General features: G+C 75.3%; 4 protein-coding genes and 5 pseudogenes. All 9 read right to left on the minus strand.

What is annotated here, in order from left to right:
- Positions 1-813 (minus strand): annotated as a pseudogene (locus FF86_RS47985) (biotin carboxylase N-terminal domain-containing protein); the annotation flags it as partial.
- Positions 813-986 (minus strand): biotin/lipoyl-containing protein (locus tag FF86_RS47990; protein ID WP_304438142.1); only part of this gene is annotated, 174 nt, incomplete at its 5' end. The gene FF86_RS47990 and the pseudogene FF86_RS47985, both read right to left, overlap by 1 nt.
- Position 987: 1 nt before the next feature.
- Positions 988-1,472 (minus strand): annotated as a pseudogene (locus FF86_RS64095) (acetyl-CoA carboxylase biotin carboxyl carrier protein subunit); the annotation flags it as partial.
- Positions 1,469-3,274, minus strand: coding sequence for an acetyl-CoA carboxylase carboxyl transferase subunit (locus tag FF86_RS13760; protein ID WP_044886389.1), 1,806 nt, complete (start codon positions 3,272-3,274; stop codon positions 1,469-1,471). The pseudogene FF86_RS64095 and the gene FF86_RS13760, both read right to left, overlap by 4 nt.
- Positions 3,271-3,438 (minus strand): annotated as a pseudogene (locus FF86_RS62380) (polyunsaturated fatty acid synthase PfaD); the annotation flags it as partial. The pseudogene FF86_RS62380 and the gene FF86_RS13760, both read right to left, overlap by 4 nt.
- A 1-nt stretch (position 3,439) precedes the next feature.
- Positions 3,440-4,935 (minus strand): annotated as a pseudogene (locus tag FF86_RS13765) (PfaD family polyunsaturated fatty acid/polyketide biosynthesis protein); the annotation flags it as partial.
- Entirely contained in the window at positions 4,929-7,121 is a 2,193-nt protein-coding gene (locus FF86_RS13770) for a beta-ketoacyl synthase (protein WP_044886391.1), read from the minus strand. The gene FF86_RS13770 and the pseudogene FF86_RS13765, both read right to left, overlap by 7 nt.
- On the minus strand, positions 7,118-10,057 hold the full coding sequence (locus FF86_RS48000) for an SDR family NAD(P)-dependent oxidoreductase (protein ID WP_313954336.1): 2,940 nt from the start codon (positions 10,055-10,057) through the stop codon (positions 7,118-7,120). Before FF86_RS48000 ends, FF86_RS13770 begins: the two co-directional genes overlap by 4 nt.
- 5 nt (positions 10,058-10,062) lie before the next feature.
- A pseudogene (locus FF86_RS48005) lies at positions 10,063-13,828 on the minus strand (beta-ketoacyl synthase N-terminal-like domain-containing protein); the annotation flags it as partial.
- Between the last annotated feature and the right edge of the window lie 38 nt (positions 13,829-13,866).

Raw genomic sequence — 13,866 nt, forward strand, 5'->3', positions numbered from 1 at the left:
GGCACCGACGTAGCCGGCCGCGAGCACGGCGCGCACCGCCGCCTCCCCCAGCTCGGCGACGCCGTCGGGGTCCACCCCGGGCGCCGGGGACTCCTCGACGAGCTTCTGGTGGCGCCGCTGCAGCGAGCAGTCGCGGGCGCCCAGGTGGACGCCGTTGCCGTGGCCGTCGCACAGCACCTGGATCTCGACGTGGCGCGCGGATTCGAGGTAGCGCTCCAGGTACAGCCGGCCGTCGCCGAACACGGCCAGGGCCGCCGCCCGGGTCTCGGCGTAGGCGGCGGGGAGGTCCGCGCGGTCGTGGACGACGCGCATGCCACGACCGCCGCCGCCGGCGACGGCCTTGAGAATCAATGGGTAGCCGATGTCGCCGGCGAGCGCGAGGGCGGCGTCCGGGCCGTCGAGGGCGTCGCGGCTTCCCGGCAGCAGCGGCAGGCCAGCGTCACGCATGATCCCACGGGCAACGGCCTTGTCCCCCAGCCGGGCCATGACGTCGGCCGGCGGCCCGATGAAGACGATCCCCTCGTCCTCGCAGACCTCGGCGAACTCCGGGTTCTCCGACAGGAAGCCGTAGCCCGGATGGATCGCCTCGGCGCCGCGGGTCCGGGCGGCCTCCACCACCGCCGGGATGTTCAGGTAGCTGCGCTTCGCCGGACCCGGGCCGACCTGCACCGACTCGTCGGCCAGCCGGACGGCCGCGGAATCCCGGTCGGCGGCCGAGTGCGCGACGATCGTGCGGATGCCGAGCTCGCGGCAGGTGCGCACCACCCGCAGCGCGATCTCGCCTCGGTTGGCCACCAGGACGCTGCTGAACATCAACGGCTCCCGTTCGGGGCCTGGTCCAGCGGCGCGAGCAGGAACAGCGGCTGCCCGTGCTCGATGGCGGTGGCGTCCTCGACGAGAATCCGCACGACCCGCCCGGCACGCTCCGCCTCGATCGGGATCATCAGCTTCATCGCCTCGACGATCGCGACCTGCTGGCCGGCCCGNACCGTGTCGCCCTCGGCGACGAACGGCGGCTTGCCCGGTTCCGGCGCGCGGTAGAACATGCCGACCGACGGAGAACCGAGCGGGAACGTCCCGGCTTCCTCGGGCGCCGCCGGCTCACTCGGCTGCGCAGCCGCAGCCGCGGCCGGGGCGGAGGCCACCGCCGCGGGTGCGGACACCGCCGCGGGTGCTGCCGGGGCCATGGGGGCGGAGGGCGCGGCCCAGCGGGTCCGCGCGGGCGCGATCGGTGCTTCCGCGTACCCCGGGCCGGTGCTCGTCCAGCCCATCTCGACGCTGACATCGCCGGCCGACACGCGGACGTGGCTCGGCGCGACCCGTGCCCGCACGGACAGCTCCAGCACGTGCGCGCCGAGCACCGCGACCACGGCGTCCACGGCCGGTGCGGGCACCCGGCTGTCGCCGCCGTCCGGGTCGACGTCCCCGGTCGTTCCCGGCACCTGGTCGATTGCCGTCGAGTCGGTCGTCATCTGGTCGCCTCCACGCTCCGGTCGGTCTGGGACTCGTGCGCGTCGCCGCTCGGCGCCGGCGCCGGCACCGGTGCAGATGCAGGTGTCGCGACGCCGAACTGCCGGAACCTGGCCCGCCGGCGCGTCACCAGGTTCATCTGGTCCAGTGGCAGCAGGTCGGCGAGCGCGCCCCGCAACGCCTCACGCAGGCGGGCGGCGGTTCCCGCCGGATCGGCGTCGGCGCCGCCGTCCGGTTCGGGGATGACGCCGTCGACGACACCGAGCCGCAACAGCTCGCGGGCGTCGACCCGCAGGGCCGCGGCAGCAGTCGGCGCGGCCGCCGGGTTCTTCCACAGGATCGCCGCGCAGCCCTCCGCGCTGATCACCGAGTAGACGGCGTTCGCGCACATCAGGACGCGGTCGGCGAACGCCAGCGCTAGCGCGCCGCCGCTGCCGCCCTCGCCGGTGACCACGGCGACGACCGGCACGGGCAGCCCGGCCATCAGCCGCAGGTTCTCGGCGATCGCGACGGCCTGGGCCTGCTCCTCCGCCTCGATGCCGGGATAGGCGCCGGCGGTGTCGATGAGGGTGATCACCGGCAGCCCGAGCTTGGCGGCCAGCCGCATCACCCGGGCGGACTTGCGGTAGCCGGCCGGGGTCGGCATCCCGAAGTTGCGGTAGCGCAGCTCGTCGGCGGTGTGACCCTTCTGGGTGCCGAGGACGGCGACGGGTATCCCGTCGAGCCGGCCCAGACCCGCGACCAGCGCCGGGCAGTCGGCCGACATCCGGTCGCCGCGCAGCTCGGTGAAGTCCTCGAGGATCATGGCGGCGTAGTCGAGCGTCGTCGGTCGGCCCAGGCGGCGGGCGGCGCGCACGCTCTCCCAGGCGTCGCGCCGCGCAAGCTGCTCCGGGTCGGTGACGACCGCGCGGTCCGGCCGCCCCGCCTGGCGGGGAATGCCGTCGGCGCGCCGGCTCGACACCGACAGCAGCCGGGCCAGGTTCGCCCGCAGCTCGTGCCGGGGGCTGATGAGGTCGACGACGCCGTGGGCCAGCAGGAACTCGGCGGTCTGGAAGTCCTCGGGCAGGGACTGGCGGATGGTCTGCTCGATCACCCGGCGCCCGGCGAACCCGAGCCGCGCACCCGGCTCGGCGATGATCACGTCGGCGAGCGTCGCGAAGGAGGCCGCCACGCCGCCGAAGGTCGGATCGGTGATCAGCGAGACGGTCAGGATCCCGGCCTCGTCGAGCTGGCCGAGGGCCTGGCTGGTCTTGGCCATCTGCATCAGGGCGATCGCGCCCTCCTGCATCCGCGCCCCGCCGGAGGCGGTGACGGTCAGCAGGGGGGTGCGTTCGCGCAGGGCGAGCTCGGCCGCCCGGGTGAACACCTCGCCGACGGTCGCGCCGAGGCTGCCGCCGAGGAAGCGGAAGTCCATCACGACGACGACGACGGGGTTGCCGTCGACGGTTCCGCGCACGCAGGCCGCCGCCTCGTCGAGGCCGGTGCTCGCGCGGGCGTCGCGCAGCCGGTCGCGGTAGGGGCGGGTGTCGGTGAACTCCAGCGGGTCGCCGTCGATCGCCGGCACGTCCACCGGCCGCGCCGAGTCGGCGTCGAGGAGCAGGTCGAGACGCTGGTGGATGGTCATCGGGGCGTGCCAGGAGCAGTCGGGGCAGACCCGCCCGTCGCGGGCGAACCGCCGCTCGTAGAGCATCGTGCCGCAGCCCCCGCAGAGCAGCCAGGTCGATCCCGGGCCACGCCGGGGGATGGGCTCGACCGTGGTGGGCTCGACCGTGGCGGGCCCGATCGTGATGGCCTCGATCGTCATGGTTGGCTGCCTCTCCTGACGGCTGTCTCGTTCGGCGGCGGGGCGGGCAGGTATGCCGCGGCGGCGGCGGGCAGGCGCAGCCCGGCCGCGCGCAGCGCCGCGACGCGGTCGGCGTATGCCGCCCCCCGCATCAGGTGGGTGGCCAGGTCGACGACCCGGCGGTTNCCCACCTGTGCCAGGTAGGTGCCGGCGACCCAGCCGTTGAAGGCCCCCATCGCCGGCCCGCACCACACCTGGTAGTCGGGGGCACGCTCGGCGTCCCCGGCGATGCTCCATCCCGAGGAGCGCCCCAGGTACCAGCGGAACACCAGCGCCATGCGGCGGCGCGGGTCGTCCGCGGCGCGGGTGATCTGGTCCGGGTCGCGCTCGGAGAAGTACCGCACGCAGTCCTGCCAGACGTCGTCGAGCGAGCGGCGGAACACCCGCGTCTCCAGCGTGGCCCGGATGTCGGCGGGCAGCGCGTCGACGCCGTCGTAGGTGCGGTAGAGCTCGTAGAGCTGGCGCGCCCGGCCGGGGAACAGGGTTCCGCGGCGCAGCACCTGGACCTCCACGCCGAGCTCGAACATGTCCGCGGACGGCGCCATCACCGTGTCCGCGACGCCGGTCGCGGCCAGCAGCCGCTTGGTCGTGTCGGACTGGTCGGCCTCGACCGAACTCTGGTTGATCGAGCCGGTGACGACGTAGGCGGCGCCGAGGGCGAACGCCGCCGCCGCGGCGGCCGGTGTGCCGATGCCCCCGGCCGCGCCGACCCGCACGGGCGCGGCGTAGCCCTGTTCGCGCCGGATCCGCTCGGCGAGCGCGAGCAGCTCCGGCAGCAGCACCAGCAGCGGCCGGCGGTCGGTGTGGCCGCCGGAATCCGCCTCGGCGGTGAGGTCGTCGGCGAGCGGCACCGCGCGGGCGAGCTCGGCCTGCTCGGCCGTGACGTCGCCGGTCTCGACGAGCCGGCGGACCAGCTCGGGCGGCGCCGGGCGCAGGAACCGCTCGGCGACCTCGGCGCGCGACACCTTGCCGATCACCCGATGGGCGGCCTCGACCCGGCCGGACCGGTCGCGGCGCAGGCCCGCGAGCCGGTAGCGGACGAGCTGCGCGGTGGGTTCGACGAACGCCGACGCCTCGACGCACCCGACCCCGTGGCGCAGGCAGGCGTCGATGGTGGCCGCCTCCAGCGCCGGTTCGCTCGGGCTGTGGATGAGGTTGCAGGCGAAGGGGCTGCCGGGCGCGTCCCGCCCGATCGCGGCGAGCGCCTCGTCGACCCGGGCCGGCAGGACGCCGGCGGCGCCGAACGAGGCGAGGTAGCCCTCGCGGGCCAGCGCGGCGACCATCCGGGCCGAGGCGATGCCGTTGGCCATCGCCCCGGCCATGTAGGCGTACCGGACGCCGTGAGCGCGGCGGAACTCCGGGTCGCCGAGCGCGTGGGCCGGCCGCGGCCCGACGGCGGCGAGCACCTGGCCGCCGCCGGTCACGACCCGGCCCACCTGCGTCGCGTCGGTGCTCGTGCGGACCTGCTGACCGTCGCGCAGGACACCATCGCGCAGGACATAGCAGGGCAGGTCGAGGGCGAGCAGGTCGCGCTGCACCTGCGCCAGGTCGCCACCCGCCTGGGCCGGCGGGGCCGGCGGGGCCGCGGGCCGGCTCGCTGTTGTGGCCGTGGGCGTCACCATGGGGCGGCTCCGTCCGTGCGCAGTTCGACGGCGACATCGATGAGTTCGTAGATGCGCAGCCCCGGCTTCCAGACGCTCGCGTCGGCGGTGACGCGGACCCGGCCGGGGGCGCGGCGCACCTCCTTGAGGTGCACCTCCAGACGGGTCTCCCCGTCCGTCGGCAGGAACTGTCCCCGGTACTTCCACGTGAACGGCGCGTCCACCGGCAGCACGAAGGCCGGGTCGACCAGGCCCTCGGCGTGGGGCGAGTCGAGCAGCCACTCCTGCATCGCCTGGATCACCGTCTCCACCCCGAGGGAACCGGGAATGACCGGGTCGAGGTGGAAGTGGCGGGCGAAGAACCAGTCGTCCGGGTCGATCGGGCGTACGGCGTGCAGGTAGCCCTGGCCGTAGCGGCCGCCGCCGTCGACGACGTCGAGGGTGTCCAGCAGGGCGAGGTGGTCCCGGGCGACCAGGGGCGCGCCCGGGTCGTCGCGGCGCGCCGCGACGTCGAGGGTGCGGACCGCCGGTCGCGGCGAGATGGCGTCGAGCCAGGTCGGCACCGACCGGCCGGCGTCCAGGCCGGTCTGGTTGGCCAGCGCGGCGTCGCTGAAGTAGCCGAACATCGTCTCGCCCTCGTAGAACGGCTCGCCGTCGACGGACAGGGTGTAGCCGAAGCTCTGCAGCGACGAACCGGGCATGTCGGTGGTGGACAGCAGCGTCGAGTGCTGGCGGATCGTCGCGTCGCGCAGGTCCACCTCGCGCAGCACCCGTGCGGTCCCGCCGAGGTTGCGCAGGCTGACCATCGCCGCCGGGTCGGCCAGCGTAGCCCCCAGGTAGTAGCCGACCATGAGCGCCGCCTGCAGCGACGTCTCCATGTAGACGCAGTTCGGCATCGAGGCGTTCGCCGTGTCGGCGAAGTACCAGGAGTCCGCGGGCGCGTCGTACTCGGTGACGTGCCAGGCGCCGCCGGCCAGCGACGCCGGATCGCCGCGGGTGCCGTGGACCTCCAGCACCCGGTCGACGAGCAGCAGCCCGCCCGACGGCAGCCGGGTGGCCTTGCGGCCGGTGTAGCCGGCAAACTCCGGGCCGAGGGCGATTGCCTGGTCGCCGCGGCAGAAGTGGGCCATGTGGAACTCGTTGAGCATCGCCGGGTCACCGAAACGGTTCTTCCGGCCGAGCCAGACCGGCGTCGTCCCGCCGGGCCCGGGCCCGACCGGCCGGCCGGCGCCCTCGCGCAGGCCGACGGCGACGTCGGTGACGCGCCCGAGCACCTGGTCGCTGCCGACCGGGCGGATCTCGGCGTCGGCGCGCAGCGCGGGCCGCGGCACCAGGTCGATGTCGGTCACCTCGAGGACCAGCTCGAGCTCGCCCGAACCGGTGACAGCCGGGTCGACCTGAGTGCCGGGAGCGGCGCCGTCGACGAAGTGGGCGTCGAGCAGGCACAGGTGTAGGCCGAGGTACACCGCGAACAGGCGGGCGGCCTGGGCCGCGGCCTCGACCAGGCCCTCGCCGTGCGGTGCGGGGCCGACGAGCCGGGCACGGACCAGGCCCCGCCCGGGGCGCCCGCCGCGCAGCTCGATCGCGTCGACGGCGGCGAGCAGCAGCCCGCCGTCGGCGGCGAGGCGCACCGAGCGGTCGTGGCCGTCCTGGTCGTAGGCCGGGCCGAGGACGTCGGCGATGGCGCCCCGGGCCAACCGGTCGAGGTCGACGACGCCCAGCACCCCCACGGCGCTGCGGGCCAACGGTTTGAACGACGCCTCGGTCGTGACCCGGGGCCGCGCCGGGGCGGGCGGCAGTCCGGTGGGCACCGCTGGACCTGACGGGAGGGCTGGACCTGACGGGAGGGCAGGAGCTGACGGGAGGGCAGGAGCTGACGGGAGGAGGGCCGGCCCGACCGGACGCGCCGGCCCGCCGTCGAGCCCGCTTAGTACGCGCAGTTGCAGCGCGGCCTGGGCTCGCAGGGCGCTCGCATGCGCCGCGGCGGTCGTCGCGCGCAGTTGCCGAATCAGCTCGGTGGGGCGCGCGTCGGTGGAATGGGTCTCGGCAGGATGGGTCTCGGCAGGATGGGTCTCGGCAGGGGAGGACGGAGCAGTCGAGGAGGGCGGGGAAGGCGGCGCGGCGGGACCCGAGGCAGGTGCGAAGGCCAGCGGGTCGAACGGTTCGCCGACGAAGTCGAGGCGCTCGGCCTGGTCGACCACGGTCATGACGGGAGTTCCTCGTTGTCGGTCGGGGTGGGATCCGCGGTGGGGATCTGCCGCCAGGCCTGGACGGCCTCGGCGAACTTCGCGGCCATGCCTGGCGTCGCGGCCACCGTGACATCGGTGAACCGCACCAGGACGGCGCCGTCCGGGGTGCAGGCGGTGGCGGTCACGGTCGCCGTGCCGCCGCCGGCGTCCACCCGCGCCCCGTCCAGCACGAGGACGAAGGGCGCGGCGTCGGGCAGGGGATGGAAGTACTCGGCGCGGCCGATGCCCAGTGGCAGGCAGGCCTGGCCGAGCAGGGCCTTGCCGAGCACCGGCGGCCCCTGCAGGAGCACGTCGGCGAGGACGGGGCTGTGCAGCGCGCCCCCGAACGCCGCGCGCAGCTCCTGGTCGTCGTCGAGCTGGCATTCGAGGACCAGGCGGTCGCCGCCGCGAGCCAGCACCCGGCGCATGCCCTGCAGGCGTGGCGCGTGGAACTGGGTGCCCTCGGTGTAGATGGCCAGGGCGTCGGGCGGCCCCTCCCCCAGCCGGTAGCCGGGCCAGCCGGCCACCGCGGGGCCGAGGCGCGCCGGACCCGCTTCGGCGGCGGCAAGCACGAACGTCGCCGCGTAGTGCGACACGGGCAGCCGGCCCGAGCCGTCTGCGCGGACCGCGACGCGGACGAGCAGCCGCCCCGTCTCGCCCGGAACCGCGGGCTCGGCCTCGACCCGTGCGCCGTCGGGCGACGCGCCGTCGAAGACGATGCCCTTGTGCACCGCGAAGTCGCGGACCTCGACGACGCGGCGACCCGGGTGGGACCGTTCGACGACGTTGATCATCCAGCCGAGGCCGAACGTCGCCGGGAGCACCCGGTGGGCACCGATCCGGTGGGCGGCGATGACGGGATGGTCGACGATCGGGGTGAGCGGCCGGCGGGCACGCACGGCCGGCCCGCCGGCCGCAGTCGGTTCCGCCAGGGATCGGCCCGGCCCGACGAGCACGCACACCTCGCCGGCGCGGTCGGGGCGGAACGCATCGGCGAAGGCGCGGGCACCCGCGTCGGGGGCCAGCAGCTCGACGCCGCGCGCCTGGAACAGCTCCCGCAGGGCGGGGGTCACCATGCCGCCGTCCCAGGCGCCCCAGTCGATCGCGGTGACATGCCAGTCGGGACGGTCGTGTCTCATCGCCGCGGCCACCCGGCACAGGGCCTCGTTGGCGGCGGCGTAGTCGGCCTGGCCGGGGTTGCCGTACAGCCCGGCGACCGAGGTGAACAGCACCAGGTGACGCAGCGGGGCACCGTCGAGGGCATCGAGCAGCGCCCGCAGCCCGGTCAGCTTCGGCGCGAACACCCGGGCCACGTCCGCGGCGGTCTTGGCGGGCAGCAGCGCGTCGGCGAGCACCCCCGCGCCGTGCACGACCCCGGTGACCTGCCCGCGCACCTCGCCGAGGGCGGCGCCCAGGGCGTCGGCGTCGGTCACGTCAACCGCCACGTACTGCGCGCGCCCGCCGGCGGCCGCGATCGCCGCGACTGTCGCGCGGATCTCGCGCTGGGCCAGCAGCCCCTGGTAGATGCGTTCCACCTCGCGAGGGGTGGGGCGGGTGCCCTCGGCCCGCAGTTGGGCGATCACGGCGGCCTTGAGACCGTCGTCGGGGACGCCAGCAGCCCAGTCGGGCTCGTCGGCCAGGGCCGACCGGCCGAGGAGCACGAAGCGGGCGCCGGCACGCTCGGCGAGGGCGCGCACGCACAGCGCCGTGACGCCGCGGGCGCCCCCGGAGACGACGAGGACGTCGTCCGCGCCGACGGTGACCGCCTCCGCACCGCCGTCGGTCACAGCGTCGCCGTCGGTCACAGCGTCGCCGTCGGTCACAGCGTCGCCGTCGGTCACAGCGTCGCCGGGGGTCACAGCGTCGCCGAGGGTCACGGGGGCCGGGACGGCCTGGTCGGCCGCCGCGAGGGGGTCGAACAGGCCGGGGACGACGGTCCAGCGCACCGAGCCGGCGTCGATGCCGACCTCGCCGGTGTCGCGGGCGGCGTCATGAAGCTCGGCGTCGAGCAGCTCGGCGACGGTGTCCCCGGCGAGGCCCGGCGCGACGTCGACGGCCCGGCAGAACAGCTCCGGGGTCTCTGCGGCGAGCGTCTTGACGATCCCGCCGACCCCGCCGAGCAGGGACGCCGCGGCGCCGGCCGTGCCATGGTGCCCCAGCCCGCCGTCAAGGCGGGTGAGGGTGACGAACGCGGCGCGGGAGCCGGCCGCGGCGGTCGCCGACAGCGACAGGTGAGCGTGCCGGGCGACCAGGACGTTCTCTGCGAGCACCGCGACGGAACGGTCCCAGTCAGCGCGGTTCCGGTCGGCGCGGTCCCGGTCAGCGCTCGGGGTCAGGACCGTGAGGGCGAGGTCCACCCGCCCCTCGAAGGCGGCGGCCAGGGCCCGTTCGACGTCGTCGGGGGTCGGCACGGCCGGGCCGCCGGGCGTGGCGGCGTCGAGGTCGGCCTCCCGCACGGTCCACCCCCGTGTCCGCAGGCCGTCCAGGATCGGACCCACGCCCGGGTCGCCGCGATGGACGACGACGGCCACCGGGGACTCGGCGTAGGGGCGGTCGAGCCGGTCGACTCCGGGCAGGGTCACCAGCCGGACGGGCCGGCGCGGCGCCCCGGCCGGCTCACCGGCTTTTGGGTCGACACCACCTGCCTCCGGGCCGACGGACGCGGCAGGTGATCCGGGTGATCCGGGCGGCGCGGCGGCGACGAAGTCGGCGATCTGGTCCAACGTCCGCAGCTCCGCAAGCTGCTCGGGACCCACCGTCGGCGACTGCGGGAACCGCTCCCGCAACGCCCCCAACACCTGCACCCGCTTGATCGAATCAACCCCGAGATCCGCCTCCAGATCCATCCCGGTATCGATCATGTCCGCGGCATAGCCGGTCTTCTCCGCCACCACCTCGATCAACGCACCCCGCACCGCCNCACGATCGACGGCACCACCGACGCCAGGGGCATCCGGCGTGACCGGCTGGGCCGGTATCGGGAGCTGGGCCGGTATCGGGAGCTGGGCCGGAGCAGGGGTCGAACCAGGAGCAGGGGTCGAACCAGGAGCAGGGACCGGAGCGGGGACCGGGGGCGTCACGGTGATCGGGGGCGCGGTGATCGGGGGCGCGGCCAGCGCTGCCTGGGTCGGCGGGAACTCGCGGGGAGCGGCCGGTGCCGGCGCGAACGAGGTCGGCCCGAACGAGGTCGGCAGGGCGGGTCGGTGTCCACCGCCCAGCGCCGGGGCACCGGAGTCTGCCGTCGCCAGTTCGAGCGCGGCGAGCTGGGCCAGCACCTCGTTGGCCCGGGTGTGCGTCTGGCCGATGGCCACGCTCTGGCCTGCCACGGTGGCGACCGCCTCGGTGAACCGCTCGTCGGCCTGGCCGCGGCGCTGGTACTCCTGCAGCGCGCCGACGAGGCGGTTGGCCACGTCGAGCTGGCTCTCCAGGTAGACCGCGTGCAGGTTGACCTGCTGGGCGAGGATGTCGGCCCCGGCGGACAGGCCGGCTCCCCCGTCGGCTGGGACGGGCTGCGGGTGATGGGCGGCCACCGGCTCGGGGAGGTACCCGCCGCCGTTGCGGCCCGCGCCGTTCACGGGAGCGCTGTCGAGCAGGCCGGCGCCGTTCAGGTCGTGGTGCGCGCCGGCACCGTTCACACCGGCACCGTTCGCGCCAGCACCGTTCGCGCCAGCACCGTTCGCGCTGGCACCGTTCGCGCCGGCACCGTTCGCGCTGGCGGGGACGTAGTCCACCGTGGTCACCTCGGACGTGAGCTCGGCCCGGGGGGTGGGCAGGGCGGCCGCGGCGGGGGCGCCCGCGGCGGTGATGCGGTAGCCGTCGCCGAGGGCGGCGGCGTGGGCCGCCCGGCGCGCCGGCGGGGTGTACTCGGGCGCGGACAGGGTCACCGTCGGGCCCTTGGCGGGGACCGCCTCGAACGGGTCGGCCTGGTGGCGGTTGAGACCGGACAGGTCGACGCCGAGCACGGCGAGCTGGACGGCGGCCTGCTTCAGGGCGACGTCGGAACTGCCGAGGGGGCCCGCGTCGGTGGGGATCGCGACGACGTCGGCGTCGGGGAGGATCTGGCGGACGAGCCGGGTCAGCACCTGCTTCGGGCCGAACTCGACGAAGATGTCGCAGCCGGCGGCGTGGGCGGCGCGGACCGCGTCGACGAACTCCACCGGCTCGAGAAGCTGGCGGGCCAGCACGGCGGCGTTGGCGGCGCTGTCGGAGCCGTAACCCGCGCCGCGGGTGTTGGAGTAGACCGGCGCGGCCGGCTCGCCGATCCCGACCGTGCTCAGCGCCTCGGCGAAGCGGTCGACCGCGTGGGCGACGTAGCGGGTGTGGAAGGCGGCGGACACCGGCAGTGGGCGGGCGTCGAGTCCCTCGTCCGCACAGCGGCGGACGAAGGCGGCGACCGCCTCCGTCGGCCCACCGACGACGACCTGTTCCGGGGCGTTGTGGTTGCAGATCACCAGGTCGGGGTGCTCGGTCAGCATCGCGGCGACCCGGTCGCGCGACGCGGGCACCGCGGCCATGGTGCCGCGGTCGCCGGTGTCGTCGGCGGGGGGCGCCATGGCCAGGCCACGCTCGCGGGCGAGACGGAAGTAGCCGGCGGCGTCCAGGGCACCGGCGGCGTGCAGCGCGGTGAGCTCACCGAAGCTGTGGCCCAGGTAGCCGGCGGGACGCAGGCCGAGTTCGCGCAGGTAGCGGAACTGGCCGACGGACAGTGCGCCGATCGCCGGCTGAGCGTGTTCGGTGGCGCGCAGGGCCACCTCCTGCTCCTGGCGCAGCGCCGCGGAGAACACCGGTGGCGGGAAGACGATCGGCGCGAGCCGCCGCTCGGCGCCGTCGAACGCGGCGTTGGCCTCGTCGAAGGCGGCCCCGACCGGCGGGACGCCGATCGCGGCGTCGAGGCCCATGTCGAGGTACTGGCTGCCCTGCCCGGCGAACAGGCCGGCGACGGTGACGCCTCGCCGGGCCGCACGGCGGAAGTGCACGCCGCGGGGATGCGACCATTCGACCGCGTCCGGGGCCCGCTCGAGCTGGGCGAGCGCGAGTGCGCGCAGCTCGTCGACGCCCTCGTCGTCGACGGCGACGAAGCCGACCCGGGCGGCGTCGGCCGGGATGGGCCCGTCGCCGCCGGGGGCGCCCGAACGCAGCAGTTCCAGCAGCGCGGGAACGTCCGGGGCGTGCCACAGGTGCGCGCGGGCCGTGCGGTGCAGCACCTGCACGGCCGACCGGTCGCCCGAGTGCTCCTCGAGGACCACGTGGAAGTTCGTCCCGCCGAAGCCCATCGCGGACGCGGCGGCCCGGCGCGCCGGCCGGTGCGGGTCACGGATCCACGGCCGGTTCGCGACGTTGACGTAGAAGGGGGCGTCGGTGAAGTCGACGGCGCTGTTCGGCCGCTCGACGTTGATCGTCGGCGGCAGCACCTTGTGGTAGAGACCGAGGGCGAGCTTCATCAGGCTGGCCGTGCCGGCGGCGCCCTTGGTGTGGCCGATCTGGGACTTCACGCTGCCCAGCGCCGCGTAGTTGCGCTCGTCGCCGGCATCGCGCAGCAGGCCGCCGAGCGCGGTGAGCTCCGTGCGGTCGCCGACCGCGGTGCCGGTGGCGTGGGCCTCGAACAGCTCCACCGACGCTGGCGAGCAGTCGGCGTCGTGGTAGGCGCGGTCCAGCGCCACCCGCTGCCCCTCGGCGCGGGGGGCGTAGATGCTCTTGGACCGGCCGTCGCTGGACGAGCCGATGCCGCGGATCACGGCGTAGATCCGGTTGCCGTCGCGCTGGGCGTCGGCGAGGCGGCGCAGCGCCAGCATGCCGATGCCCTCGCCGAGCAGGGTGCCGTCGGCGTCGTCGGAGAAGGGGCTGATCGTGCCGCTCTTGGACAGCGCCTGGACCTTCGAGAAACACAGGTAGATGAAGATCGTGTTCTCGGTGTCGACGCCGCCGGTGATCATCGTGTCGGCGCGGCCGTCGACCAGCTCCGCCACGGCGAGGCGGACCGCGGACAGCGACGCCGCGCAGGCCGCGTCGACCGTCGTGTTCATCCCGCCGAGGCCGAGCCGGTTGGCGACCCGGCCCGCGACCACGTTGGCGAGCAGGCCGGGAAAGGAGTTCTCCTCCCAGGGCGCGAACGCCTCGACGTACTTGCGGCTGATCGCGTCGGCGTCGGCCTCGCTCAGCCCGCAGCTACGCACCGCCTCGCGTAGCACCGGCGTGGACAGCCGGGCCGCAAGCGGGTGCATGAGGGGGACCGGGCCGGTCGTGCCGAGCACGACGCCGGTGCGCCCGGAGTCGTACCAGTCCGCGTCCGCTCCCGCGGCGTCGCGGGCGCCCGCGTCGCGCAGCAGGTCGCGGGCGACGCCGAGGCTGAGGGTCTGCATCGTGCTGGTGACCTCGAGCTGGTTCGGCGGCAGGCCGAACTCCAGCGGGCTGAACTCGACGTCCGGGATGAAGGCGCCGCGCCGCGAGTAGGTCTTGTCCGGCGCGGCGGGATCGCTGTCGTAGTAGTCGTCGAGGTCCCACCGCGACGGTGGCACCTCGGTCGTGCAGTCCACCCCGTCGACGACGTTCTGCCAGTACTCGCGGTGGTTGCGGGCCATCGGGAACAGGCCGGACATGCCCACAATCGCGATCGGGGTCCGGGCGAGCCGGCGGTCGTCGAAACCGTCGGGCTCGGACGGGCTCAGGGGGAGCGCTGGCTGGGTCACGATTTTCCCTTTTCCCTTCTCTGCCGGGCGACGCCGGC

Source organism: Frankia sp. CpI1-P (genome assembly GCF_001421075.1).
GTDB classification, from domain to species: domain Bacteria; phylum Actinomycetota; class Actinomycetes; order Frankiales; family Frankiaceae; genus Frankia; species Frankia torreyi.